Annotated in this window: 27 protein-coding genes and 3 tRNA genes; 3 read left to right on the top strand and 27 right to left on the bottom strand. The window is 44.2% G+C overall.

Features of this window, described 5'->3' with window-relative positions; genetic code table 11:
• Positions 1–22: 22 nt before the first annotated feature.
• The 8 genes from NXH67_RS00660 to NXH67_RS00625 form a co-directional block, all read right to left on the bottom strand.
• Positions 23–256 carry a Fur family transcriptional regulator gene (locus NXH67_RS00660; RefSeq protein ID WP_022779406.1) on the bottom strand — a complete coding sequence of 78 codons (234 nt, stop codon included), beginning with the start codon at positions 254–256 and terminating at the stop codon, positions 23–25.
• A gap of 110 nt (positions 257–366) precedes the next feature.
• The gene (locus tag NXH67_RS00655; protein WP_022779407.1) at positions 367–513 is read right to left on the bottom strand and encodes a FeoB-associated Cys-rich membrane protein; all 147 of its coding nucleotides are present in this window, start codon (positions 511–513) and stop codon (positions 367–369) included.
• 45 nt (positions 514–558) lie between these two features.
• Complete coding sequence (feoB, locus tag NXH67_RS00650) at positions 559–2,550, bottom strand: ferrous iron transporter B (protein WP_272796008.1); 1,992 nt, start codon at positions 2,548–2,550, stop codon at positions 559–561.
• A 279-nt stretch (positions 2,551–2,829) separates the two neighbouring features.
• Positions 2,830–3,042 (bottom strand): FeoA family protein, encoded by a 213-nt coding sequence (locus NXH67_RS00645; RefSeq protein WP_022779409.1) that lies wholly within the window; start codon positions 3,040–3,042, stop codon positions 2,830–2,832.
• Between the two features lie 558 nt (positions 3,043–3,600).
• Positions 3,601–3,840: a FeoC-like transcriptional regulator gene (locus NXH67_RS00640; RefSeq protein WP_272796007.1), complete on the bottom strand. Its 240-nt coding sequence runs from the start codon at positions 3,838–3,840 to the stop codon at positions 3,601–3,603.
• 25 nt (positions 3,841–3,865) lie between these two features.
• The gene (feoB, locus tag NXH67_RS00635) at positions 3,866–5,881 is read right to left on the bottom strand and encodes a ferrous iron transport protein B (protein ID WP_272796006.1); all 2,016 of its coding nucleotides are present in this window, start codon (positions 5,879–5,881) and stop codon (positions 3,866–3,868) included.
• Positions 5,878–6,105 carry a FeoA family protein gene (locus NXH67_RS00630; protein WP_022779413.1) on the bottom strand — a complete coding sequence of 76 codons (228 nt, stop codon included), beginning with the start codon at positions 6,103–6,105 and terminating at the stop codon, positions 5,878–5,880. The genes feoB (NXH67_RS00635) and NXH67_RS00630 overlap by 4 nt, the downstream gene beginning before the upstream one ends.
• 247 nt (positions 6,106–6,352) lie before the next feature.
• On the bottom strand, positions 6,353–6,904 hold the full coding sequence (locus tag NXH67_RS00625) for a DUF3793 family protein (RefSeq protein ID WP_022779414.1): 552 nt from the start codon (positions 6,902–6,904) through the stop codon (positions 6,353–6,355).
• A gap of 222 nt (positions 6,905–7,126) precedes the next feature.
• On the opposite strand from NXH67_RS00625, the gene NXH67_RS00620 reads away from it, so the two are divergent.
• Positions 7,127–7,558, top strand: a complete 432-nt coding sequence (locus NXH67_RS00620; protein ID WP_272796005.1) for a flavodoxin — start codon at positions 7,127–7,129, stop codon at positions 7,556–7,558.
• A gap of 138 nt (positions 7,559–7,696) precedes the next feature.
• On the opposite strand, the gene NXH67_RS00615 is transcribed toward NXH67_RS00620, so the two are convergent.
• From NXH67_RS00615 to NXH67_RS00550, 14 genes are all read right to left on the bottom strand, one after another.
• The gene (locus NXH67_RS00615; protein WP_272796004.1) at positions 7,697–8,677 is read right to left on the bottom strand and encodes a hypothetical protein; all 981 of its coding nucleotides are present in this window, start codon (positions 8,675–8,677) and stop codon (positions 7,697–7,699) included.
• 30 nt (positions 8,678–8,707) lie between these two features.
• Positions 8,708–9,466: a hypothetical protein gene (locus NXH67_RS00610; protein ID WP_272796003.1), complete on the bottom strand. Its 759-nt coding sequence runs from the start codon at positions 9,464–9,466 to the stop codon at positions 8,708–8,710.
• A 112-nt stretch (positions 9,467–9,578) separates the two neighbouring features.
• Entirely contained in the window at positions 9,579–10,982 is a 1,404-nt protein-coding gene (locus tag NXH67_RS00605; RefSeq protein ID WP_272796002.1) for a sensor histidine kinase, read from the bottom strand.
• An 11-nt stretch (positions 10,983–10,993) separates the two neighbouring features.
• Positions 10,994–11,761 (bottom strand): LytR/AlgR family response regulator transcription factor, encoded by a 768-nt coding sequence (locus NXH67_RS00600; RefSeq protein ID WP_272796001.1) that lies wholly within the window; start codon positions 11,759–11,761, stop codon positions 10,994–10,996.
• A gap of 204 nt (positions 11,762–11,965) precedes the next feature.
• Positions 11,966–12,829: a GGDEF domain-containing protein gene (locus tag NXH67_RS00595; RefSeq protein ID WP_272796000.1), complete on the bottom strand. Its 864-nt coding sequence runs from the start codon at positions 12,827–12,829 to the stop codon at positions 11,966–11,968.
• 418 nt (positions 12,830–13,247) lie between these two features.
• Complete coding sequence (gene rpsR, locus NXH67_RS00590) at positions 13,248–13,511, bottom strand: 30S ribosomal protein S18 (RefSeq protein WP_022766233.1); 264 nt, start codon at positions 13,509–13,511, stop codon at positions 13,248–13,250.
• Between the two features lie 18 nt (positions 13,512–13,529).
• Positions 13,530–13,985 (bottom strand): single-stranded DNA-binding protein, encoded by a 456-nt coding sequence (locus NXH67_RS00585; RefSeq protein ID WP_272795999.1) that lies wholly within the window; start codon positions 13,983–13,985, stop codon positions 13,530–13,532.
• 18 nt (positions 13,986–14,003) lie between these two features.
• Entirely contained in the window at positions 14,004–14,291 is a 288-nt protein-coding gene (gene rpsF / locus NXH67_RS00580) for a 30S ribosomal protein S6 (RefSeq protein WP_022779418.1), read from the bottom strand.
• A 106-nt stretch (positions 14,292–14,397) separates the two neighbouring features.
• Positions 14,398–14,571, bottom strand: coding sequence for a DUF951 domain-containing protein (locus tag NXH67_RS00575; RefSeq protein WP_081644362.1), 174 nt, complete (start codon positions 14,569–14,571; stop codon positions 14,398–14,400).
• Between the two features lie 6 nt (positions 14,572–14,577).
• Entirely contained in the window at positions 14,578–15,336 is a 759-nt protein-coding gene (locus tag NXH67_RS00570) for an NAD-dependent protein deacylase (protein WP_272795998.1), read from the bottom strand.
• Positions 15,337–15,433: 97 nt separating this feature from the next.
• Positions 15,434–17,185 carry an extracellular solute-binding protein gene (locus NXH67_RS00565; protein WP_272795997.1) on the bottom strand — a complete coding sequence of 584 codons (1,752 nt, stop codon included), beginning with the start codon at positions 17,183–17,185 and terminating at the stop codon, positions 15,434–15,436.
• Between the two features lie 72 nt (positions 17,186–17,257).
• Entirely contained in the window at positions 17,258–18,184 is a 927-nt protein-coding gene (locus tag NXH67_RS00560; RefSeq protein WP_022779421.1) for a carbohydrate ABC transporter permease, read from the bottom strand.
• A 17-nt stretch (positions 18,185–18,201) separates the two neighbouring features.
• Positions 18,202–19,152 carry an ABC transporter permease gene (locus tag NXH67_RS00555; RefSeq protein ID WP_022779422.1) on the bottom strand — a complete coding sequence of 317 codons (951 nt, stop codon included), beginning with the start codon at positions 19,150–19,152 and terminating at the stop codon, positions 18,202–18,204.
• Positions 19,153–19,439: 287 nt separating this feature from the next.
• The gene (locus NXH67_RS00550) at positions 19,440–20,387 is read right to left on the bottom strand and encodes an AraC family transcriptional regulator (RefSeq protein ID WP_022779423.1); all 948 of its coding nucleotides are present in this window, start codon (positions 20,385–20,387) and stop codon (positions 19,440–19,442) included.
• A 287-nt stretch (positions 20,388–20,674) separates the two neighbouring features.
• Here NXH67_RS00550 and NXH67_RS00545 point away from each other — a divergent pair, with 287 nt between their 5' ends.
• Positions 20,675–21,724 (top strand): glycoside hydrolase family 88/105 protein, encoded by a 1,050-nt coding sequence (locus NXH67_RS00545; protein ID WP_272795995.1) that lies wholly within the window; start codon positions 20,675–20,677, stop codon positions 21,722–21,724.
• 28 nt (positions 21,725–21,752) lie between these two features.
• Complete coding sequence (gene gnpA, locus NXH67_RS00540) at positions 21,753–23,915, top strand: 1,3-beta-galactosyl-N-acetylhexosamine phosphorylase (RefSeq protein ID WP_272795994.1); 2,163 nt, start codon at positions 21,753–21,755, stop codon at positions 23,913–23,915.
• A gap of 115 nt (positions 23,916–24,030) precedes the next feature.
• Here gnpA and NXH67_RS00535 read toward each other — a convergent pair whose 3' ends face one another.
• From NXH67_RS00535 to NXH67_RS00515, 5 genes are all read right to left on the bottom strand, one after another.
• Positions 24,031–24,939 carry a S1 RNA-binding domain-containing protein gene (locus NXH67_RS00535; RefSeq protein ID WP_272795992.1) on the bottom strand — a complete coding sequence of 303 codons (909 nt, stop codon included), beginning with the start codon at positions 24,937–24,939 and terminating at the stop codon, positions 24,031–24,033.
• 51 nt (positions 24,940–24,990) lie between these two features.
• A complete protein-coding gene (locus tag NXH67_RS00530) occupies positions 24,991–25,977 on the bottom strand; it encodes a hypothetical protein (protein WP_272795991.1) in 987 nt (328 codons plus the stop codon).
• Between the two features lie 53 nt (positions 25,978–26,030).
• A tRNA-Cys gene (locus NXH67_RS00525) sits at positions 26,031–26,101 on the bottom strand.
• Between the two features lie 14 nt (positions 26,102–26,115).
• Positions 26,116–26,187, bottom strand: a tRNA-Glu gene (locus tag NXH67_RS00520).
• 65 nt (positions 26,188–26,252) lie between these two features.
• A tRNA-Asn gene (locus tag NXH67_RS00515) sits at positions 26,253–26,325 on the bottom strand.
• Positions 26,326–26,469 lie beyond the last annotated feature (144 nt).

The raw sequence follows: 26,469 nt of genomic DNA, 5'->3' as shown, positions 1-26,469 counted from the left end.
CATATGACAATACTTTATTGACTTATTGGAGCTTGATCATATCTATGCGCTCAACTACTCCAATATCCTCCAATGCTTTTATCATGCGATATACCGTGGCTGTGCCGATGGACTTGTCCCTGTTATGGACAATGCAGCAGATATCCTTGCAGCTTGCCCCATCATTCTCGGCAATAACCCCTGCCACCAGTTCTCTCTGCTTTGTAATCCTTAATCCGCTCTCTCTTAGTGCCGTAATAATCTGTTCATTGCTCATAACTGCGTCCCCATTTCGAGATTACCGTTTCAGGTTAGCCAATGCTAACCACATCTTTTAAACATGGCCCGCGTTTTTGGTGCGGGCCATATATGTTTTACTTGTTCAATTTACTTCTTACAGGCCGTTGCCTTGTGACAGTTTCCCGCCATTGGGCAACCTATGCACTTGGTGCCTTTTTTCTTTTCCTTGACAATATATCCGATTGATAGTCCAAGAAGCAGGCAGATAACTGCCCCTGCAATAAAATTAACCATAATTACTCTCTTTTCTGTTACTTACAGGCTGATGCCTCAAGTACATTAGTCAAGCTTGTACTCAAGAACCATAGCCTTCTGATTTTTCTTTATCAGATATACTATAACACATGCAAATACTGCGATGGCAATAAGGCCGGGAACAAATCCTGCTCCAACTGTTCCTGCAGTGATAAGTGTACCGATCTGATATACAAGGAAACCTACTGTAAAGCCTGTTGCAAGCTGGAGTCCGATAGCGCCCCAGAGCCACTTGGCTGACTTCATCTCTGAGTTCATAGCACCAAGAGCTGCGAAGCACGGAGGTGTGTACAGGTTGAACATAAGGTATGCAAGAGCAGCAACCTTGGTGATACCCATAACGGCTGCAACTGCGTTACCTTCGCCGATAAGCTCAAGCTCCTCTGTATCAATGAGGTTAGAGATTGCAAATACAGTTGCGATGGTTCCGACAACGTTCTCTTTTGCAATGAAACCTGTGATTGCTGCTGCAGCAAGCTGCCAGCTGACAATACCAACGATAGGAACAAGAAGGTAAGCAAAAGGTCCTGCAACGCCTGCAAGGATTGAAGTGCTCTCCATTCCCTCTTCTACAGGATGGAAGCCAAAGTCAAAGGTCTGCATGATCTGAACTACTGTGTTACATACAAGGATGATTGTTCCTGCCTTGATAATGTATGCCTTACCTCTTTCAAGCATTGACTTAACAGCAAACATAAGGCTTGGAACCTTGTACTCAGGAAGCTCTATGATAAAGAAGCTCTTTCTGTACTTCATACCTGTGATAGCCTTGATAAGAAGGGCTCCCAGAAGGATAAGCAAGATACCGCCCATGTAGCAGATGAAGCTCACCCATCTTGACTCAGGGAAAAATGCTCCTGCAAAAAGAGCGATAACAGGAAGCTTAGCGCCGCAGGGCATGAAAGTTGCAAGCATTGCTGTTGCGCGTCTTTCTCTCTCATTTCTGATGGTACGGCAGGCCATGATAGCGGGGATTCCGCAGCCGGTTCCGATGATCATGGGGATAACGGATTTGCCGGAAAGACCAACTCTCTTGAAAATAGGATCAAGTACAACGGTTGCTCTGGACATGTATCCGCAGTCCTCCAAAAGAGCAATGAGGAAGTACATAACCATAACAAGAGGAAGGAATCCAACAACGGCTCCAACACCGCCGATGATACCGTCAACAAGAAGTGCATAAAGAAGAGGATTGGCATCTGCCATCTTCTCTCCGACAAACTCCTTGAAGGTATCGATCCATCCGGCAAGGATATCTGCCAGCCAGGTTCCTACTGTTGTCTGTGAAATATAGAATACAAGCCACATGATAGCGGCAAAAATAACAATTCCGAGAACAGGATGAGTTATGATGTTATCGATAGCATCTCCTACGTTCTTATCCTTGGTAAGGACCTTACGGTTCTCAACTTCGCTCACGATCTTGTTAACGAATTCAAAACGCTTTCTGTCAGCGGCTTCAACTGCTGCCTTGTCGGTAAGATCAACGTTACCCTGAACGTATACTTCCTTCTGTCCCTTGCCCTCAAGCTCTGCTGCTGCCTTAACAACCTCTTTAAGACCTACTTCTGAGGTGGCAACTGTCTTGATAACAGGACAGCCCAGCTTTTCTGAAAGGAGCTTCTCGTCAATGGCATTCCCCTTTTTGTCATTGGCATCGTTCTTGTTAAGTGCAACAACCACAGGAACTCCCAGTTCAAGAAGCTGTGTTGTGAAGAAAAGGCTGCGGCTTAAGTTCGTAGCATCTACAATGTTGATGATGGCATCGGGATGCTCATTCTTAACATATCCGCTGGTGATGCTCTCCTCTGATGTGAAAGGAGACATTGAATATGCGCCGGGAAGATCCACAGCGATCAGTTCCTTGTCACCGTCGTAGTACTTCTTCTTGATAACACTCTCTTTCTTGTCTACAGTTACACCCGCCCAGTTACCGATTTTCTCACTTCTTCCGGTGAGGGCGTTGTACATGGTGGTTTTACCACTGTTGGGGTTACCTGCCATCGCGATTCTCATAACTATCCTCCTACAATAATTTTTCATTTTATTTTCAGAGCTTTGGGCTCAGGTTTTAAGCCCGGCTCGGAATATCAACGTTATTTATTGGTTTATTTGTTAGCTCAAACTTACTTTTGATAGCGGCTGCTAACTCAATAAGTATTTTTTATCCGGATTGTATGACTTTTTGATCTGCCAATCATGATCCGGATATTTTGATTATTGCATTTTTGTATGTATTTTAGAATTATGTGGTTTAGAATTATATGTTTTAGAATTATGTATTTATGATAATGCTCAGATCTTGATAGCGCCTGCCAGCTCCGGATCGATATTATATCTCGCATCCTTGATCGCAACCACCAGGTTTCTCTTCTTATCCACAACAGTTATCTTCTCACCGCTGTAACATCCAAGGGAAAAAAGGAAGCTCTCCATATCCTCATCACCTTCTGTATCCACGGATTCTATAAGATATTCCTGTCCAAGCTGTGCTTCGTTAAGTGTCATAATAGCCTCCTGTATATGTTAGCCCATCCTAGCTATTGTTTGCCTATGCTAATATCCGTTCGCATACGCTAACGCCACTAGATAGAATAGTCTTATTAAGAATAATTGTCAACAAGAAAATGAACTTTTATCATTTTCGGATTTGGCTTTCCGAACGTTCCCGCCCCCGAAAGCTCTTCCGTGGCAGGTCCATAGAAATATTCGCCCCTCCTTCGCTTAGATTCATCACAGGCTCATATTTCTATGGACCTGCCACGGGAGAACTTTCGTAGCCGGGAACTGCGCTGCCACGAAAATGTTCTTTTGAGATTTCCATATAACTTACGCCGCATATTCTGGTTAGCATATACTTACAAATAAATATAATTTTTGGCGTCCTTACTTTGACGCCAACATCATTGAGAATCTTTATCAATACTCTCTTGTAACTGTATGTTAGCACACGCTAACCATGATTGCAAGAACTTTTTGTGCGAGTCAATGGGGACGGTTCTCGCTGACTCGCTTCGTGAGTCAGCAAGAACCGTCCCCATTGACTCGCAACCGGCCCCGGCACCTTTAGAGAACAACCTCATACATCGCCCCCATATTCTTGAATCCCTCTTTGGGCGCGCACTTTCCGCAGTCCCCGCCGCAGCCCCCGCTGCAACAGGTCATGTCAACTTTGCGGATCATTCCGATATGCATCAGGTATTCGATCTGTCTCTTTACGTCTTCTTCCGTTGTGTGCAGCTCTATTGCCAGGAGCTTCTCCGTCCTGGCATGGCCGTCACTTAATAGATCTATTAATTCCCTCATAAAAATAAACCTCGCAGACTCATCGTCAGAAAATCAGAAGACCGATGTGATACGCCACAGCCGATAGAAGCAGTGCTGTCGCCGTGTAGTACAGAGCAATCCTTGCAGTCCACTTAACGGAGTAGGTCTCCTGGAAGGTAGCAGCCAGTGCAACAACACAGGGCATATTGAAGGTCATGGCAAAGATAAATGCCAGTGCCTCAGCCTTTGACACATTTGAAAGAAGTACTTCATTGAGATTCGATGCAGCACCCGCTCCGTTCATAGCATCATTAAAGGCAGAGGACAGATTTCCTCCGGTGTAAAGCGCACTGATAACTCCGATAGCACCCTCTTTTCCCACTGCGGAAGCAATAAATGCAATAAATAGCTGCCAGCCAAGGCCAAAGATTCTGGTCACAGGCTCAATGGCAGTACCTATGCGATACAGAATAGGGTGCGTTCCCGGTACAAAAGTATAGCTAAGCAGCCAGAAGAGGCCGCAGACCAGAAGAACCACGCTGGATACTCTCTTGAAGGTATCTCCGGTCCTTCCAAGGACATAACGGAGAAGGGCGCCGATCTTGGGCTTATGATAAGGCGGAAGCTCCATGATCATTCCGTATCTGTCATTTTTCTGAACCAGCTTCCTGCCGAATATCTTAGCAGTAACCCACATATGAAGAACCATGGTAAAAAGAATCGCCACGATAACCAGCACTGCTCCCGGGCCGAAGAAAATTGCAGAGAGCATCGGTATTACAGCCCATGCTGCGCCGCAGGGAACTGCCCACGCCAGCGCAATGGTCAGAACCTTCTGTCCCCAGTTATCAATAACTCTGGCACCGGCAGCACCTCCCATGGTACAGCCAAAGCTTACAAGGAAAGGCATCACGGATTTTCCCTGTAGTCCAAGTTTTCCCATTGTATTATCAAAAACGTAGGAAATGCGGGCCATTACACCCACTTCCTCCAACAGTCCGAACACAAGGGTAACACCGAACACAAAGCCCAGCATCTTGACAATATAGCTAAAAGACTGAATGATAACCGTACACACGATCTGTATCAGAACCTCCGGCGCTCCCACAGCGTTAAGTGCCGCTGCCACCGGTGTTTTCAGAGCCGCAATTCCGGATCCTATTGCCATAAAAGGCAGGGCCGGAATAAAGGATGCGATAAGTCCCAGCAGAACTGTAAGGATAACCGCAGGCTTACCCCATACCTTGCTGAGGAATATCTTATCAAGCTTACCCAGAGCAACATTTTTCTTGCGGGAAGTAACACAGCCCTCCAGGATCTCATCTATCCATTTGAATTTGCTGCTGCCTGTCGCAATGGCTCCCTGACTGTTACTGCAGATAGTGGCCACTTTCTTGTAGTTCTCTGTGGTAAGCTGCTTCTTTAGCATGGCATGAACCTGCTTATCCCCCTCGATTGCCTTGATTGCCAGCCACATAGGCGTAAAGCCCTTGACCAGCCCTTCAGGGATCATTGCCTTCAGCTCACTATAGCCTTCAATTTTCTCATACTCTGCTTCCAGAGCCTTTACATTTATCTTGGATTTCTCATTGACAGCCCTCTCCATGATCTCATAGTAGGGCTCATACTTCTTGCCTTCGGTGGCAGAAAAAAGAAGCACCGGAATACCGATTTTTTTCTCAATAGCCTTAACATCTATGGTCTTGCCCTGATCTGCTGCCACATCAGCCATGTTCAGTACAAGAAAACTGGGCACGTCGATGCCGGCGTAGTCCGCAGTCATGAAAAGACTTCTCTCCAGCTGTGAGCTGTCAGCCAGAATGCAGACAACATCAGCTTTTCCCGATGCGATATAATCTCTTGTGATAAGTTCCTCGTCAGAATTGGCCGTAAGGCTGTAGGATCCCGGAAGATCAGCTATGGCACAATCCATCCCCCTGTAGGTGAAGCTTCCCTCCTTTTTCTCAACGGTCTTGCCCGGCCAGTTACCCACATGCTGACGAAGGCCCGTAAGAGCATTGAAAAGAGTGGATTTGCCGGAGTTAGGCTGCCCCAGCAGCGCTATGGTAGCTGAGTTCATACTGCCACCTCCGTAACCTCGATGCCCTTGCACTCGTTTCTGTTAAGTGCGATAAGGGTGTCCCTTGTGTAGATCAGCATTGGCCTGTTCTTGTCATTCCTGATGACCTTGATCGTGCAGCCCGGTGTCAGACCTATGGAGGTGATCCTGCTCATGAATCTCTCATCTCCGGTCAGTTTCTCCACAACAGCATGTCTGTTTCGTTCCAATTCACTCAAACTCATATTCTCCTCCTTCATGTATTGCAAAAGTCTCTATTACATTATGTTAGTTGCAGCTAACTAAAGTATCAAGATTTACTCATGATAACTTTTATCAAGAAAGGGACGGGGGATGACAAGGGGACGGATGAGTCAATGGGGACGGTTCTTGCTGACTCACGAAGCGAGTCAGCAAGAACCGTCCCCATTGACTCACCCGTCCCCTTGTCATCCCCCGTCCCCTTGTCATCTCATCCCATTCTCATCCTTCTCACCCCGCCACCGTCAACTGCTCCAGCGACTTGCCGGCTCGGTGAGCCCTGCTGTAAATTTCGGTACACTTTTTGTACCTGTCAAAGATCTTAAGGGCAGCATCCTTATCCCCATACACCTTCCAGAATCCCGTATACTTAACCCCCTCTTCCGGACTCTTCATAAACCCGATCACATCCGCAACAGGATACCCCAGAAAAAGACCTATCTCATGAGGAAAAGACGGATCAATCGCCAGATGCCTTGCCAGCTCCGCCACGCACCTGTCTGCATTGCTGTAGGAATATCCCTTTTCCTTCAGGATCCTTCTTACCTCTTCATTTGCAAAATCTCTTTTAAGAAAAGCAGGTCTGTACAGGTAGATAAGGACATGTCCCTTCCAGTACCTCACCGGAATCATGCGGATTCCTTTGCCCGACAGTCTTGCATTAAACTCCCTAACCTCACAATTAAACATGTCCCTGTCATCAACATCAACAGTGAACAGATTCCCCGTCTTAATCCCCGCCAGAGTAGGTGAACATAATCGTATCAGCAATTGGTCGCCCACAGAGTTAATCCTCCCTTTTATATGATTATATTAGAGTGTGTTAGTTATCGCTAACTTTTATCATATTTTAATGCCCGCATATATGCAGGCATTTCAAGGCTTTTGTTATACGATGATAAAAGTTATCAATCCTTTTTATTGATTATTATGTTAGCATTTGCTAACTTATTTGGCAAGAGCATTTTAATCCAATCAATAGAAATGCCGGAAAGGAAAAAAGGTATGAGTAAAGTTAAAGTTGTTTTTTGGAGCGGAAGTGGAAATACACAGGCTATGGCAGACGCTGTAGCAAACGGAATCACAAGTGCAGGCGGAGAAGCAGAGGTTATTACCTTCGACTCCATCAGTCCTTCAGATGCAGCAAATGAATCCGTTATCGCCTTCGGCTGTCCCGCCATGGGCGCAGAGGTTCTCGAGGAAGGAACCGTTGAACCCTTCATGTCAGAATACGAGAACAGATGCAGCGGCAAAAAGATCGCCCTGTTTGGATCCTACGGCTGGGGCGACGGCCAGTGGATGCGTGACTGGCAGGACAGACTCACCTCTGCAGGTGCCACCATCCTCGGCGGCGAAGGCGTTATCGCCAACAGCGCTCCCGATGCCGACGCAGTCGCACAATGCGAAGACCTTGGCAGAATGCTTGCCCAGGCCTGACACACTGGCATAGCATCGTCACAAATCAATACCGCACAAATTAAAATTTTCTCACAAAAAGCAACGCACATCGGCAAATCTCATACATTTTTGCCGATGTGCGTTATTCCCTAGTGTTGATTTCCTAACTAGAATGTATTATGTTCCATAAAGCATCTTATGCCGCTCTATAGCTTTCTCTGTCAGCTCTTTTGTCCGCTCCTGTCTCTTTTGATAGTCCTCAAGCTGCTTTTTCTGTTTTGCTTTCTGGGCTCTGCGTCTGGCATTATCGTTATTGTTATTGCGCCTATTTCTCTGAGATCTTTCACTGCGCATATTTTCCAGGACTTCATCCAGCTTTTCAGCAGCACTCATGAGTTCGGATTCACGACCTTTTATAGCAAGATCAACATGCTGGATTGTACCTGCTGTTCCATCTTCTTTCAAAAAGATACCAGTCTTTCTGACCTTACCATCCAGTACTCCATCTTCACCTTCAATAGTGAACTCTGTGTTCTCCGCTCCAAGAAAAATCGCGCCTACTCCTGATTCCTTTAGGCTCTTTAGCTCATCTTTACCATCCTCTGTCTTACTCCAGACTTTGAGCTTGTCAAAAACATCATCGTTTTCATCAATCCAACCGTTGCCGTCAGTATCGTACTCTGCCAGGTCCCTAAAGCCGTCACCGCTCTTTACTCCAAACAGTTCAGTGCCGTCATTTATCTTCCCGTCAGCATTTTTATCAAGAGCCAAAAACCCGCTCCCGGCTTTGGTCATTGAAATCTCATCCTGCTTGCCATCTGCATCCAGATCAAACTTGAATTTCTTATCACTAAGCCCTGAGGTCTGAGTATTTGTATTTATAATAAGTGGATCAAAAAGGTTATCCAGTGGTGATGACATTGCAATAAAAGTATCACGTTCTTTCTTCCTTGCCATACTCACATCAACATCAACCTTGATCTCTCTGCCATCTTCAGTCTGTACCTTGCCAGATGCTGTGTAATCCGTCTTTTCTTTCTCAACATGCTTTTCTACAATCCCAGCAAAAAATCCGCTTGTCCCTGCGCCGCTTGTCTTCAAATCCTTTTGATAGCTGTAGTTTGCACCTGAGTACACATCACTATTTGCTATCTTCATATTTTATTTACCTCATTGAAAAGCGCACGATTAAAACCAACTGGAGAACATTGAAGAAAGAAGAGAGCTGTATCCTCCATATCCGCCAAGCAGATTATTGGTTCCATATCTGCCATTTGAACCATATACGCCGGTATTAACAGAAAACCTGCTTGCAGTAACCGCTGCCTGGGATGTAAGCGATGCATTATTTCGCATTCTCTGGCCAAAAGAACCTGCTCCGGAAAAAGCTTTCTTTATGTCATCTTTATTTGCCCCCTTGAAAACATCCTCATCCACAGAGAGTTCACCGGTCTTGTTGTCATAGCCGATACCGATCTTTCTGAGGTCTGATACACTGCCCCGAGCATCTTCCCTCATCCAGCCTGCTCTGTTTCTAACAGTTGTACTTGTTGTGTTTCTGGCATTTGCGCTGACTTCGTTGTAGCCTTCTACAAAATTTTTTACTGTCTTAAGGAGCTGGTCTGTGTTCTTTTCCTCGTATATCTCGCCATAGGAAAGCTTTCGGCCTGCATTTTCTACTTTTACCGCACCGTCTGCGACCTTTGTGTCAGCCATGTATGAGCTGTTTGCTGTGTTGTTGTAGGCGTTATTCATAGCTTTGATAGTATTGGCGCTAAGCCCATAGTAACTATTATTACTGCCTACACCGGTGGTTCTGGATGAGCCACGTGTTCCGGATGTCCTGTTCCTGCTGTTAACATTTGACAGTCCCTGTCTGTTCCAACTACCCCCGGCTCCGCCTATCCTGCTTGTCAGGACATCAAAATAGTTTTGTCCAAAAATCATAAAAAAACACCTCCTCTTATGGACTAATACTTTGCTTCAATTCAAGTATCGTCTATAAAAGAAGGCGTTTGAATACCTATGTAACGAACGGTCTATATAATGTAACGAATAGTCAGCCGGCCGCTCTTTGAAGCATGACTTTTACTTCAAATACTGTTGCCTCTGACTTAACATCTGTAGTTCCCAAGTATTTATCAGCTATACGCATAACACTTTTTAATCCAATTCCGTGCTGATTCTCATCTTCGGTTCCTTTTTTTCTGCTGACTATTCTGCTGTCATTGCCTCTGATGACTTTGCCATCAAAAGAGTTTTCTATTTTTATCAAAAAGAAATTGTCCTTAAGATTCCCCAAAAGCTTAATATATCGTTTGTCTTCCGGAATACCTGAAACAGCTTCCAAAGCATTATCCAATAGATTATTCAGGACAATCCCCATATCAACAGCACTAATTCCTTTATCTGATGTAAAACAGAAATCACATGTAAACTCACATCCAAGCTTTTCTGCCTGAAAAGCAGCTTCATTTATCACTACATCAGTCACTGGATTACCTGTAAAGAATCTCATGCTATTGGAGTTAAGCTCAACATCCATTTCACTTAGGAACTCAGTTGCATCATTATACTTCCCGTTTTCGAGAAAGCTCTTTAGAATCATAAGTTTCCCAGCCATGTCATGACGGAGGGTCCTGATCTGATCATGGTACTTTTCAGTATACTCAATCCTTTTTCGGATATATTCCTGTTCTTGGACCTGCTCCTGAAGTAAAAGATCTTCTTCCAATAACCTTCTGTATCTCTGCCATGTTGCAATAGCCGTCATTTCTCCAACAAAAATAAGTAGGGCCAGTATAGGAAGTGCAATCCTTAAGTTTCTCTTTTCATCCAGAAGGATAAACACTCCTTCATCCAAAGGAACAACCATTACCTGCGCAATCATATAGGCTATGCAATATGAAACCACTGAGTATATAGAGAGAAACAATGCTTCGGTCCAGGACATATCTCGTCTCAATTTGCATATCTTCGCGATGCAATTATATATAGCAATAAATGCAACTATTAAAAAAATTATCTCCAGGCTCATATTAAAGAGCATTTTTTTGTAGAAAAATGCAAGTGCATCCGGCCTGGAATAATCCATGCTCTCTATCAGCCAATCCGATAAACAATCGGACAGAACCACATTTGCGATATACCACACAAAAAACATATTAAGCCACAGAAAGTAAACGAAAAATATGTTTGGAATAACTGTTTTGTTATAAAAAAAGAATACTGCCAATATAGTCAGAAAGCTTATAATAGTCCAAGCTCCTGTCGTTTTAACTGGCACCACAAATAAAATGATTCCCTCAACTGTAACTACTATTGAGAGTACCATTTTCTTTGTTTTATCCATTATTTCTTCACTTACAAAGGTATTTATCAGCGCTTGAAAAAAGAAACCACGGACGAGTATTATCATTACTCCATAAAATTGTTCAACAATACGAAAATCATTCTCACTCATAGCTCCACCAATCAGGCTAAAAAATTCATATATGCTTTTATAAATTCCCCATACTTGTATTTTGAAATAATCAGAGACTCTCCATTATCCATGTATACCTCTGTCCTTGAATATCCTTTAATATGCTGCATATTAACAAGATATCCTCTATGGATCCTAAAGAACATTTTCCCTAATTCGTTTTCAAATTCAGACATCTGCTTATACACATCATAAGCATTTCCCTCACTGTGGATAATTGATTTTCTTCCGTTGCTCTCAATATAAATAACATCTCTGTATTTTAAATTTAGTGTGTCTCTGCCTGCCTGAACTACAATATACTGTTCAATCTGAGCATCTTCATATCTTGTTTCACATACAAGCTGCGCATCAAGTCTTTTCAATTCTTCAACGGCTCTCCTAAGTTCCCCTTCAAATACCGGCTGAGAAACCGGCTTTAGCAAATAGTCATAAGCCTTAACGCCGAACGCATCTCCCATTCTGTCCGGAACCCCCGTAACATATATTATTAGTGGCCTGGAAGCACGCATACTCCTACCATTTTTCTCTACTCTCATTCCCAGCTCTCTGGCTGTATCGATGCCATCAGTTCCACCCATAGCAATATCCAAGAAAAGGATATCAAAATTTATTCCAGCATCTATGTCCCTTATCAGTTCTTCCCCGGAATCATATTCTTTTATCTCTGCTTCGTATGGACTTTTCGAAAGCCATCCGGCAATCAGGTTTCGTATAGCTTCCTCGTCATCACAAACTGCAAAACGATATTTATCCATTTATGATTTCCTCAACTCGAATTTGCCCTAAAACATAAAAATGCTTAGCACGGACCTCCATGTAAGCATTTTTACCATTACCCTGTATTTATCATATCATCATAAAGATTAGTCTTTATATATTCATGTCATGAATGGACATATTTTTGTAATGAATGGACATTACTATCGATTTTTCTTCATCTCATATAGTTTTTCGTCAGCTTAGGCTATCAGCTGCGGAATAGTTACCGGATTATCAAAGTCATATCTGGCATACCCTATGCAGGCCTCCAGTTTAAAGGCTGCCCCGGATTCTTCATTTAACTTTGTAATGTTTTCGCGGATCAATTCAGCAATTTCGTTGACCTGCTGCTCATTTTCGGCTTCAAGGACGACTATGAATTCATCCCCTCCAAACCTTGATAAAAATGCTCTGTTTTTAGCATCCTGGCACGATATTTCTAAAGCCTTCGCAACTGTCACTAATGCTCTGTCGCCTTCTACGTGCCCATATCTGTCGTTGATGCCTTTAAAATGGTCTACATCCAATATCATCAGATACAAATCCAGCTTTGGTGTCCGGGATTTCATCTTTTGTGTAAGATATCTATTCATTTCCTGACGGTTATTGATATTGGTCAGCGAGTCTTTTGAAATCCTGTTTTCTGTAGCTGTCAAATATAGTAATAATACAGCAGCCGTCGCACCATAACACATAATTGGAACAGTCAGGAAAAAAGCCTGTAACACGCCACACACCATAGGAGTTATAGGGAACACTCCCATAGCCATGTAAAGACTGTGGTCATAGTACTTATTACTGGTAAAGGCTCTATAAAAAGATTTTATGGAACAAGACAACAGATATCCGAATGGGATGCTCAATAAAACAGCGTACAGAAAACCATACTCCAGAAATCCGTTATCATCAATTATAAAGAGATAATCTGTGAACATGCCTATTACAAGAATGATAATTGCAGCCCCAAATGGTAATGCATGTATAAAAAAGTTCAGCCGGGTAAGAATCTTTGTTTTTCCCTGAACAATATCACAGTAGATATACCAGAACCATGCTGTGGTCAACAGACACACATAAGGAATTATCGTGAGCACATACATTACTGTCTTGCCACACTGAAAAACTCCGCATTCAAATAAAATCCACACTGAATCTGATGCAAAATAGCCTATAAGAAGCATCATTATCCGCGCAAGAAATAAAGTTGAAACCTGCTTATCAATGCCCTTTTCAAGTGTGAATAAAACTATGCACAAAAAGACGATACATGCTATATTGGCTAACACATAACCAAGACAATCTGTCACTGACGCCTCCATTCTATCCCTATTATATTTTAATATAAACGTAATACTGTTAACAAATAAAAGCTTTATAAAAGAAATTTTCCAAAACGTATTCCACCCTTGAGGAATGAAGAAAAAAAGACACTTCTTAGAATCTCTTCTAAGAAGTGTCTTAAAAATTCGCTATAATCTTTGATTACTCAGCTACGTAAGGCATAAGTGCAAGATGTCTTGCTCTCTTAACAGCTGATGTAAGCTCTCTCTGGTGCTTAGCGCAGTTACCTGTAATTCTTCTGGGAAGAATCTTGCCGCTCTCAGATACGAACTTCTTAAGCTTAGCTGTGTCCTTGTAATCAATTACATTATCCTTGCCACAGAAAACGCAAACTTTCTTTCTTCTGTGCATTCCGCCCTTTCTCCTTACAGGAGAATCGGATCTATCAGACTTTGTGAAAGCCATAGTATTTTACCTCCATTATTAGTTGAAGGGCAGCTCCTCGTCGATTCCGTCAGGAATGTTCATGAAGCCATCCCCTGCTGCGGATGGAGCAGGTTCGTTAGAATAATTGTTGCCGCCAAAGCTTGCACCGCCGTTATTAGCTGATGCATTCTTGGATTCTGCAAACTCCTGATCCTCTGCAACTACTTCAGTTGTGTATACTTTTACGCCGTCCTTATTGGTATAGCTACCTGTCTGGATGCGTCCCGTTACGACTAACTTGGTGCCTTTTCTGAGATATTTCTCTGCGAATTCTCCGGACTTGCCGAAAGCAACAATGTTGATGAAATCAGCTGTCTGTCCGTCCTGTGAGTTGCCTCTGCCTCTTCTGTCAACAGCAAGTGAATATCTTGCAATTGCCATAGCGCTCTCGCCCTGTGAATATCTCACCTCGGGGTCTCTTGTCAAACGTCCCATAAGTATAACTTTGTTCATATTTTCGTCCTCTTCTATTTAAGCCTCGTTCTTAACGCATAAATATCTGATGACGCCATCCATAATACGCATACGCTTCTCGATCTCTGCTGGAGTTGTTGGCTCAGCGTCGAACTGGATGAAGTAATAGAAGCCTTCTGTCATTTTCTCGATCTCATAAGCGAGCTTCTTCTTACCCCACTCATCAATGTTGGTAATCTGACCACCATGCTTCTCGATAGTCTTCTTAACCTTCTCGATGACTGCTGTTCTGGCATCGTCTTCGATCTTTGCACTAACAACAACGGCTAATTCGTATTTGTTCATGCTATAGTTACCTCCTTTTGGTCTCTGGCAGCACTTATCAGTAGCGCTGCAAGGAATTTATCACAGAATGGTATGTTACCATATTCCGTTCAATAATGCAAGCGTTTTATCGAATTCCTTTTATGTTTTTTTCAACATTTTTTCTGGGCACCATTATCTGATGACCGCAGCCAAGGCATTTAAGCCTGAAATCCGCCCCCACTCGCAAAACTTCCCATTCATAGCTCCCGCAAGGATGTTGTTTCTTAAGTTTAACTATGTTTCCTACGCTTATATCCATTGTTATTTATAATTCTATACCCTGAAGCTGTGCAAGCTCAGTAAATACTTTTCCTATCTTTTCTTTAATAATGAGAGTGTTCTGTGCTCCTCTTATATCAATGTCGCTCTCGTTTATTACAACCAGCGTTTTTCCCCTGAAATAATTGATAAAAGAAGCTGCAGGATAAACCGACAGTGATGTGCCTCCGATTATCAGCATATCTGCCTTGGCCAGTGACTCAATCGCGCCCTGCACCTGATCCTCGGGAAGCCCCTCTTCATATAAAGTAATATCAGGTCTTATGTTGCCTCCGCAGGAACACTTCGGTATCGGCTCGTCGGATTCAAAAATATAATCGGCAGGATACTCTTTTCCACAGGATGAGCAGTAATTCCTGAGAGCACTTCCGTGGATCTCGTACACGCGCCTGCTGCCGGCCTTCTGATGCAGACCGTCGATATTCTGAGTGACGATCGCCTTAAGTTTCCCCAGTTCCTCAAGCTTTGCCAGATACTTGTGAGCATTGTTGGGCTCAATATTTCTGGTATCCATCTTCTGTCTGTGGAACTCATAATATACCTTGGGCTCGTACACAAGACAACTGTGACTTAGAAGATACTCCGGCTGATATCTGTCGAACCTGACATCGTGCTGGTTGTACAGGCCATCCTTACTCCTGAAATCAGGAATTCCGCTCTCTGTGGAAACACCGGCGCCGCCAAAGAACACTATATTGGAAGCTTCATCTATCAGCTCTTTTAATCTCTCTATCTGTTCAGACATTTTTACCCCCTTTCCAAAATACCTACCTAAACATTTTAACACAAAATCCCCCGGAGAAATCTCCGGGGGACCAATAAATAAGCTATATTTTTATGGTTTACTGAAGTCTTGTTGTCTTGCCATCGTTAAGCATCTGAGCTCTCTCATCGATAACTTCCTGATATCCTGCATCAAGATACTTCTGTGACAGCTCCTCATACAGAGCATCAAACTCTTCAGGCTTGCACATTACAAGCTGATCTCTGTACTCAGGGTAGATCTCTTCCTTAAGTGCTGTGCCGTACTCTGTTACAGACTCAAGAGCTCCACCGAAGAGGCAATCAACGTTAGCATAGCCGCTCTCATAGAGTGCAAGCTGTCCCTTGTAGTTAGCAAGAAGGTCATCATAGAAGTCCTGAGGAAGTCCCTGAGGATTGATTGCTGCGATATCCTTCTCGATGTCGCCAAATGACTTGGAAGCTGTAACTACCATCCAGTAGTCAACGTTGTTGTTGTGTCCCTGCTGCTCAGGAAGACCTGCCTGATCGCCAACTGCTACAGGGTTGCCGTTCTCATCATAGTTGAAGTTAACACCCTCGAGACCCCATGTCATTGTGAAGAGGTTCTCATCCTGTGCCATCCACTCAAGGTACATCTCACCGGCCTTAACCTCATCAGGAGTTGCGTTGTTTGCGAATGCAACCATTGCACCGAAGATATTGTTAGGTCTGAAAGCGTTGCTTGATCCCCATGTAGGATCCTGAGAGAATGTGCCATCACATACTACTACGCCAAGTTCTGCATCCGGGTTGTTCTCATAGAAAGAGTTGAGAACATCCATTGTTGATGAAACGTATCCTGACCATGTGAATGCCTTACCGTTGATGAAGTCAGCATTTACATCCTCTGAGCTTCTGAGGTAGTACTCAGGGTTGATGTAGCCCTTGTTGAAGAGCTCGTTGTTCCACTTAAGAAGTCTCTTCTGAGCCTCTGTTGAAAGAGCAGGGATCTGATAGTCACCTGTTGTTGCCCATGTGGTCTCATCCTGTGGATAATCTCTGAAGCCATAGTTCTGGTCAGCGCCTGCGCCTGCTACCTTTGATCCTGAAAGAGGATATGTATGGCCGTTCTCTACGAATTTTGCATAAGCTTCAAGAAGCTCTGTGCTTGATGCGGGATATGTCTCAGGAAGTCCTGCTTCCTTGAGCCAGTCCTTACGATACCATGTAACGAAGGTGTAGTTGGTGTTACCATAAGGTCTCTTACCAAGAACCATGTAGTCCTCGTCGCCAAGCTTTGTGTAGCCTGTAAGACCGTTGTCTTCCATGTTCTTCCAGTATGTAGGAGCTACTGTCTTGAACTGCTCAAGGTCGATGGGCTGAAGATATCCGTCAGCTGCCCATGTAGCAAGCTTGTCATAGTCGTACTCCATGCAAAGAGTAGGAAGTGTATTTGTTGAAGCAAGCATAGCATAATCAGTCATAACGTCTGAACGTGTGATGCCTACGTACTCAACCTTAACATTGTACTTGTTACCGAAGTTCTCCTGTACCCAGTTGGTCCAGTAGTTGTTCTCAACGTCTGAGCATCCGTTTCCGTTATCACCTCTGTCGTAAACAGCTACGCGAAGTGTTACTTCATTTTCGAATGGTGTCCATCCGTCGATTCCGGGAACCGCTTCTGCCTCAGCAGCGGGTGTCTCGGCTGCAGGTGTTTCTGCTGCAGGTGTCTCAGCTGCAGGAGCCTCTGCCTGTGTGTTGTCCCCTGTTGTAGCAGGCTGTGCTGTGTCATCTCCACATCCTACCAGTGCACCGGCTGCCATTGCAGCTGCAAGTGCGATTGAAAAAGTTTTTTTCTGTAACCCTTTCATAATTTTTCCTCCTTAATTATAAGAAAATCTGAACTCTTTCATTAAGAGTTGCATACAATTGGTTGCAAGGCATCAGCCTTTTACTGCTCCTACCATAGTTCCCTGAACGAAATACTTCTGAAGGAACGGGTAGATGATAATGATTGGAATAGTTACAAACATGATGCAGGCTGCCTGAAGGACCTCAGGTGTTGTCTGCGCAACGCCGCCGGTATCTGCCAGTGATGCGTTCTGCGCCTCAGTTGCGGAAGCAACCAGCTGATAGAGCTTGTACTGGATCATCTTAAGATCTGCTGATCTTGTGAAGTACATGTTATCAGCGTAGGAGTTCCAACGACCTACTGCGTAAAAAAGTGAAAGTGTTGCAAGGATCGGCTTGGACAGCGGAAGTACAATGCTCCAGAGGATCTGGAAATTACTTGCTCCGTCAAGGAATGCCGATTCCTCCAAGCTATCCGGGATAGTACTCATAAAGTAGTTCTTCATGATCAGCATGTTGTATGGTGAATAGATCAGTGGAAGAATCAGTACCCAGAAGGTATCCAGGATATGCAGCTGATAATACAAAATGTAGGAAGGAATAATACCGGCTGAGAAGTACATAGGTACCATCAGCAGGAAGGTCAGTACCGGACGGCCCTTAAGTCTCTTTTTGGAAAGAGGGTATGCTGCGCAGGTACAAACAATCATTCCCAGAAGAGTAAAGAGAAGAGTCACCCATACTGAGAAGATCATCGACTTAGTCATGGACTCATCCGCAAATACTCTTGTAAATGCATCAAAGGTTATGTCCTTGGGCCAGAAATAAACTGACTGAGACATTACTGCCGTGTTGCCGGAGATTGACTTCGCTGCAACATGCACAAACGGAAGCACACAGGTTGCGCAAAGTAAAACGATGACCAGCATCATTATCGCATCGCTTATCTTAAATCCTATAACGGCGTGGGCTCCTCCGGCTGAGAAGCTCTCCTCGCCCTGTGGTTTTGTGTTAGCCATTTTCTATAGTTCCCCCCTTATAGCAAGCCGTCTTCGCCGAGTTTCTTAGCAATTCTGTCTGATAAAAGAACCAGCATAACACCGATAGCAGACTGGAACAGACCAACGGCCGTAGCCTGACTGAACTTGTTGTTGCCGATACCTTTACTGAAGATGTAGACAGCAAGCTGATACTGGAACTCTTTGACCTGAGTGTTGCCAAGGGCTGTAAGTCTCTCCAGGTTACTTCCCATAACACGTCCGAGGTTCATGATAAGAAGTGTTACGATGGTACTTCTGATACCCGGAAGAGTGATGTGGATCATTCTCTGCCAGCGGTTGGCGCCGTCGATCATGGCCGCCTCATACTGCTCACCGCTGATGCCTGTGATAGCTGCAAGATACAGGATCGTGCCCCATCCCATTCCCTGCCATACACCGATCAACAGATAAGTTACTGCCCAGTGCCATTTCTCATTAAGGAACGGAATACCCTGTTCGATGATCCCCGAATTAACAAGTGCTACGTTTACCAGACCGCTGCTTGGCTTGAACATTGTCAGAGCAACGCTTCCGATGATAGCCCATGAAAGGAAATGCGGCAGATACAGGATTGTCTGTGACACCTTTTTGAATCTCTTGTATCTGAGCTCATTGAGGATCAGTGCCAAAATGATCGGCATCGGGAATCCCACAAGCAGATCCAGCAGGTTAAATACTATTGAATTCCTGAGTGCTCTTGTGAAGTCCGCATCCTTGAACACCTTGTGGAAGGTCTGAAGTCCGACCCATTTACTTCCCGCATAACCCTTGGCAGGTTTGTAATCCATGAAAGCCATCCGCAGTCCTGGATAAGCGCCGTAGCTAAATACTATTACCAAAATAAGTGGAATTAGTAAAAGAAGATATAACTGCCAGTCACGTTTAAGAGCATTTTTCCACGACGTGGTCGTGACCGGTCCCCCTTTTTTCTTTGTAGTTGTTTTCATACCTATTTGCTCCTCCCCTTGTATAAATAAATCCTAAAGTAATTTAGTTTGTATATCTAATCACTTAGTCAAAAAAACTTTGCATAATCAACCATTTATCTCGAACTTTTTAGGGCGATGTGTCGCTTATCCCCAAAAGCCCATATTGTTTTTTGTGCATATTGTATACGCTAACGTTTTCGTAAAATCGCACATTATGTTTATAAACAACACAGTTTTACCAATTATTTCCACAAGAAAAAGGAGCCTTACCGGCTCCCTTTTCATAACGTGCTGTAATACGCGATTTATTTAAGATTGTCAGCCTGTGTCCACCCGGTGTATTCCAGTATTGAAGCCTTATCGACCCTGGCCATCTTATGTCTCCAGTCACTGGGCTGAGTGCCCATGATCTCGGAAAAATGTCTGTTGTAGCTTGATACCGACCGAAACCCCACCTGCTCTGAAATCGACAGAATAGATTCTTCCGTGGTCCTAAGCAGAATGCAGGACTGCAGTATCCTTGTGGTATTAAGGTAATTAAGCGGGCTGGTATTCATGATCTCGCCAAAGACGCGCCTGAAGTGGGTCTGGCTGAGGTGACACATATCCGCAAGCTTTTCCATAGGAAAGTTCATCATATAGTTCTCTTTGATATAATCCAGCGCAGGCGAGATAACAATGGCGTTCTCATGGGTCTGCCTCTCTCCCACCTGTTTGCCTTTCTCCGCGGTGTAGATCCTCATAACCTTCATAAACAGAGAAAGCATAAGCCCCTTCACAGAGAGCTGGTAATTGAGGCTCTTGTGCTCCAGCTCTTCCTTGATGGTCATTACAATATTGTAGACATCGGGATATTTATCCTTATTAAGGATCAGCTGGAAGTTCTGCATCATATCGGTAAAAAGATCCGCATGAGGCGAGGAATCATCGTACAATCCCTTAAGAAGCTCATCGGGCTGCACGAATATATATGACCACAGACTGGCCTCTCCTTTGCTGCTGTAGGTGGTATGGGGAACGTTTCTTGAAATAAAGGTAACATCCCCTGCCCTGAAGGGCGAAGGCTCATTGTCAAACTCAATAAAACCGCTGTCCGTATGGCAGATTCCTATCTCCAGACAGTTGTGAAAATGGAGCTTGCCGGACTTAACATCAGAAATATGCCACCTGTCTCCGGTAAGAAGAAGTATGGGAAAATTCAGCGGAAGCTCGTAATTCCTGTATTCAATTACGGTTTTCTTGGGTTTTGCCATAATCTGAACCTCATTTTAGTTTTTTTCAAAATATTTTGTATTAATTAAGAAAAAGTGGATTTCTTTTGCTGAAAAGCATATAGGAAATTAGCATTAATTGCTCCCAAATTTCGAAATATTGAACATCCAATCCCCCTCAACAAGGATAATTTTACCTAAGTCTTTTTGATAAGTCAAATGGTTGATATTGCACAGTTTTTTTTGCTACTTGCAGAGACATTTCGACCATGCGCTAATAAAATTATCTCAAAATGACACTAATAAGGCATTTGGGGAGAGTATAGGATATGGCAAATCTCATTTATGATAAAGCCGAGATCGAATCGGCAATAGATTCCATAGTACAGCGCACAATGCGCATGGACCTGACCTGGGACTGGCCCGGCGGCGTAGCCTACTACGGCGTCTGCACAGCTTACCTGGCCACAGGCAAAAAAGAATATATCGAAGCCCTTAAGGAAAGAGTCGACGAATACATCGAACTTGGTCTTCCTTCCTGGACAGTCAACACCTGCGCCATGGGACACGCCATGCTTACATTATATGAATATACAGGTGATGAGAAGTATCTTGATATCGCCAAGAGCAAGATCGATTACCTGGAGAACACAGCTCTTCGTTTCGGCGACAACGTACTTCAGCACACCGTTTCCGTCAACAACGATTTCCCTGAGCAGTGCTGGGCTGACACACTTTTCATGGCAGCCTTTTTCCTGCTTAGAGCAGGCGTTCTTCTGAAAGATGAGAAGCTGGTGGATGATGCCCTTAATCAGTACTACTGGCACATCAAGTATCTTCAGGATCCTGCAACGGGACTTTTTTACCATGGTTACAACAATATCTCCAAGGACCATATGTCTGGCTTCTTCTGGGGAAGGGCCAATGCCTGGGCAGCCTACACCATGTCTATGGTGGGCAGAGTCCTTCCGGAGTGCTATCTCTATCCTAAATTTATGGATGTGGCAGGGTCTCTTAATGAACAGCTGGCTTCCATCAAGCTTCTTCAGACTGACAACGGCCTGTTCAGAACCATCCTTGATGACCCGGAATCCTATGAAGAGATCTCCGCTTCCTGCGGTATTGCAGCAGCCATGATCAACAAAGGCAATCCTTTACACATCAAATACATCAACAAGGCAACCAAAGGCATTCTTGAGAACATCTCTCCCGACGGCAGAGTTCTCAATGTCTCCGGCGGCACAGCCGTAATGAAGGACCGCGAGGGTTATCGCAATATTTCAAGAGATTGGATCCAGGGTTGGGGCCAGGGTCTTGCTCTTGCCTATCTGGCAGGGGTTCTTGAATATGACAAAGCAAGGAGCGACGGCGCTCTTTGATACAAAATATACTATTGGGGGATCTTGTATGAGTTCAAATGAGAAAAGGGATGGTTTTACTCTTCCCGGCGAAGCAGGATATGAAAACTTAACGCTTGAACTTGCGAAAAGATGGGGGGCAGATGTTATAAGGGACAGTGACGGCACCGTCCTGTCCGACGAAATCTTAAACTCGGGTTATGGCATATATTCAACCATATGCATAATCCGAGATCACAACGAATGGGCCAGGAAGAATCCGGACAAGCTTCAGCAGACCTTTCTTATGACCCAGCCCAAAATTGCCGACGATGGCTACCTTACCTTTCATCTCATGGATGATTTCTTTGAGGAACAATTTGCCATCAACGACTCACCTGCTTCCATGAAGTACTGGCAGGTCTTCGACCGTACCACGGGAAAAGAGGTCAGCTCCAACTTCTGGACCTATGAGAAGGAAGCCGGCAATGTCACAGTCAACAACGTAATTCCCTGGCATCACTATACCGTAAGCTTCCTGGCTTACAGAGTCTGGGAAGAGATCTCCATGTACAATCACATCACCAACAACTGGGACAAAGAGCATCTTATGCCCGTGGATCCCATTTATCCCGAGACTCAGGAATATCTTCTTTCCTGGCTTCGCAGCTGGTGCGAGACTCATCCCGCAACCACAGTTGTTCGCTTCACCTCCATGTTCTACAACTTCGTATGGATCTGGGGCAGCAGCAAGAGAAATCGCAACCTATTCACAGACTGGGCTTCCTACGACTTCACTGTAAGCCCCAGAATGCTGGATATTTTCGCCGATAAATACGGCTACAAACTCACCGCTGAGGACTTCATCAACAAGGGCAACCTTCATGTAACACACATGCCTCCCGTTAAGACTCAGCGTGACTATATGGACTTCGTCAACTCCTTTGTTGTCTCCTACGGAAGACAGCTCGTTGATCTTGTTCACAGCTACGGCAAAAAAGCTTATGTCTTCTATGATGACAGCTGGGTTGGCGTTGAACCCTACAGCAGACGTTTCAAAGACTTTGATTTTGACGGACTGATTAAGTGTGTATTCTCAGGTTATGAGGTACGCCTCTGCGCAGGGGCGGATGTACAGACCCACGAGCTGAGACTCCATCCGTATTTATTCCCTGTGGGCCTTGGCGGTCTTCCTACCTTCGCGGCAGGCGGCAATCCCACAAGAGATGCCAAGGAATACTGGAACCACACAAGAAGAGCTCTTCTACGAGCCAAAATAGACAGGATCGGCCTTGGCGGATATCTTCATCTAGTTGAGAAGTATCCTGACTTTGTGGAATATATAGAGAAAATCTCCGATGAATTCCGTACGATCAGAGACCTTCATACAAACGGAGGCCCCGCTGTCCTTCCAATAAATGTAGCAGTTCTTCACAGCTGGGGAAGTTTGCGCAGCTGGAGCCTTAGCGGTCATTTCCATGAGACCTACATGAATGATCTCATACATATCAACGAAGCTCTGTCAGGTCTTCCCGTAAACGTAGACTTCATAAGCTTCGAAGATGTTAAAAATAACAACATATCCAAATATCAGGTGATAATAAATGCCGGAGCTGCAAGCACAGCCTGGAGCGGCGGAGACAGCTGGAAGGATCCCGCCATCGAAGAGATTCTGTCCAAATGGGTATATGACGGCGGTGCCTTCATTGGTGTCAACGAGCCCTCTGCTACCGAAGGCTTCGATACCACCTTCAGAATGGCTCATATACTTGGCGTTGATAAGAATATCCCCGCCAAAGTCTGCCACGGCAAATGGAGCTATGACATTACCGAGATTAAGGGACTTATACCGGAAGGCTCCTATGTTCCCAAAAGATGCAGCGTAAGACTTACAAATGGCAAAGCGCAGGTTCTTGCTGACGTTGATGGAGAGCCTGTATTTACCGTTAATAATTTTGGCAAAGGTAAGGGTATCTACTTATCCACCTTTGAGACCACACCTGTAAACAACAGGTTACTTCTTAACACAATTATCTATGGAGCAGGTCTCCCCCAAGACCAGAGCTACATTACAGATAATGCAAGCACAGAATGCGCCTTCTTCCCTAGTGACAAGAAGCTTATTGTCATCAACAACTCCGACAAGGCGCAGAGTACCTCAGTCATTACTGATTCCGGCGTGATCTCATTTAATGAGATACCCTCTTATGACACCGTGATCAGAGAATTATAATGACACCCAATTAATACTTTTTTCTTCTTTACAATTCAAATTCCAAAACGAAAGCGTGATGATTCATTCCCCGAATCATCACGCTTTTGTATTCCGTTATTTTATCCGGATCCTATCAGAATCCTGCCTTCTTAAGAATATCGGCAAGAGAAGTTGTAGCTTCTCCGTCGCTCTCAAACTCGATCTTCTCTTCTGTGATCTCTGTAGCTGCGATCTCCTCAAGGGCCTTCATGCTAAGACTAAGCTTGCCATCCTTGATCTGTGTAACCTTAACCTTGACCTTCTGACCAACCTTGAGCACTGCAGAAGGATGAGCAATCCTCTGATTGCAGATCTGTGAGATATGGACAAGTCCTGTCATACCGTTACCCAGGTTAACAAATGCACCATAGTTCTGGATACTCTCAACAACGCCTTCCGTAACAAGACCAACCTGAACATTGGAGATCATCTCTGCTCTCTTCTTGTCAGCCTCTTCGCGAAGGAACTCTCTTGCTGATAAAACCAGCTTGTTGTTGTCACGGTCTACATTAATAACCTTAACCTTAAGTGTCTTACCTACAAAATTCGGGATATCAGCCTCTTCCACATAATTAAGGTCAAGCTTGGAAGCAGGAATGAAGCCCCTTATTCCCTCAAGGAATGCTACGCAGCCGGCCTTAACAGCCTCTGACACCTTAACATCAACATAGGTCTCATTATCCATGAGCTCTTTTAATTTGTCCCAGGCAAGAACCTGATTGGCTTCCTTCTTGGAAAGAAGGATATTGCCCTTACCGTCATCAGTGCTGACAACAGTTGCGGATATCTCGTCGCCAACCGCAATATCTCTGTGAATCGAAAACTTGGGATCGTCGCTGAGATCTTCAGCCTTGATTATTCCCTGAGTGTAATACTTAAGATCAAGCACTACCTCGGTATCCTTAACGTCTATTACTGTTCCCTCAAGGATGTCCCCTTCCTTGATCTTACGAAAAGATCTGTCAATCTCATCCTTAAAATCATTCATTGTTTCCTCTGGCATAGTAACCTCCCCTAATGTATTAGTTTATTTACATATTATTATAACACGTCTTTACTGAAGTTCTCCCCATTCTGCCTTGTTATTATCAAGATCTGCTATATCCGCATCAAAGCCCTGCTTCTTAATATACTCATTTACTACAGGAATCAGCTCATCTCTTGTGGAGATCTTGATGCCCTCTTTATCACAGGCCTCAATATAGCTCTCATCCAAAGCAGTATCGGTTTCATCCGAATACAGAACAAAATATGTCTCAGAGCCGCACTCTGCCTTGGAAATATTTGAGTGATTATCATCACTGTACATTTCATAGAACAGTGCAAATGCTCTCTCATCGTCAACATGATATTCCGCTTCGGTATGTGCAATCATAAGCTCTTTCAGGATCTTAACTAATTGTCCATCCTTGTCCACAATATATGTTTCGCTGAAAACGAGACCCGAACTGCTTCTTCCAAGAGGCAGTGCATTATAAGAAATCAATCCATCCTTGCCAACATAGCTGTATGTTGCCCCATCTGCCATTACATCTTTGTATGATGCAAGATGAACCTCTCCATCAACTACATTAAAGAAGAAAGTACAATTATTCTCATCCGGATAATTTGGATTATAAGGAATCAAAACCGCAAGGACAGGGCTTTCTGTGTTTTCATAAAAGAAGGTGTATAAAATCTTATTTTCATCTGCCCATTCACCATTTAAAATACCAAGTTTTAAATCTTCGATGGAAACCTTATCGCCCTGCTTAAAATCAAAAAGGCACGCACCATCGTAGTCATCAACAGAAATCTCCACATCACTTACAGCACTGACAGCTTCGCCTTCGATCCCCAGGAAGCCCTTAAACAGCTCCATGGCTGATGCGTCACTGTTTTCATTTACTGTTGTTTCTTCTGTAACAGCCGGGGTAAGAACTGTTGATTCTTCTGTAACGGCCGGGTTCAGGATTGATGGTTCTATGAACTGTCCCGTAGCCTTCCCACATCCGGCAAGCATCATGCAAGCCATCAAACAAATAACTATTCTTTCTTTCATGCATTTCCTCCTATAAAAAAAATCTGTAAGCTAACTGCTTACAGATTTTAAAGAGGTGACAGGCGGATTTGAACCGCCGCTCAAGGTGTTGCAGACCTATGCCTTACCGCTTGGCTATGTCACCATACAATATAATAATGACTCCGACGAGAATCGAACTCGTGTTACCGCCGTGAAAGGGCGATGTCTTGACCGCTTGACCACGGAGCCAAGTTGCTTAGCGGACGTCTATGACCGCTTAACTGTCTACCCTTCTTTAAGACGACCACTTGTAGCTCCCCCTGTCGGACTCGAACCAACGACACTTCGGTTAACAGCCGAATGCTCTACCGACTGAGCTAAGGAGGAATGTTTGTACCTTCAAAACCGAACACTGAACTATCTTAAATCCATTTTCCCTTTGTTCCTATACCAACTATTCGTTGGATAAGCCCTCGACCTATTAGTACACATCAGCTGAACACGTTACCGTGCTTACACCTTGTGCCTATC

The sequence above is a fragment of the Butyrivibrio sp. DSM 10294 genome, assembly GCF_028539135.1.
GTDB lineage: Bacteria > Bacillota > Clostridia > Lachnospirales > Lachnospiraceae > Butyrivibrio.
The sequence above is the reverse complement of the archived record's forward strand: the minus strand, read 5'-3'. Positions and strand labels throughout refer to the sequence as shown.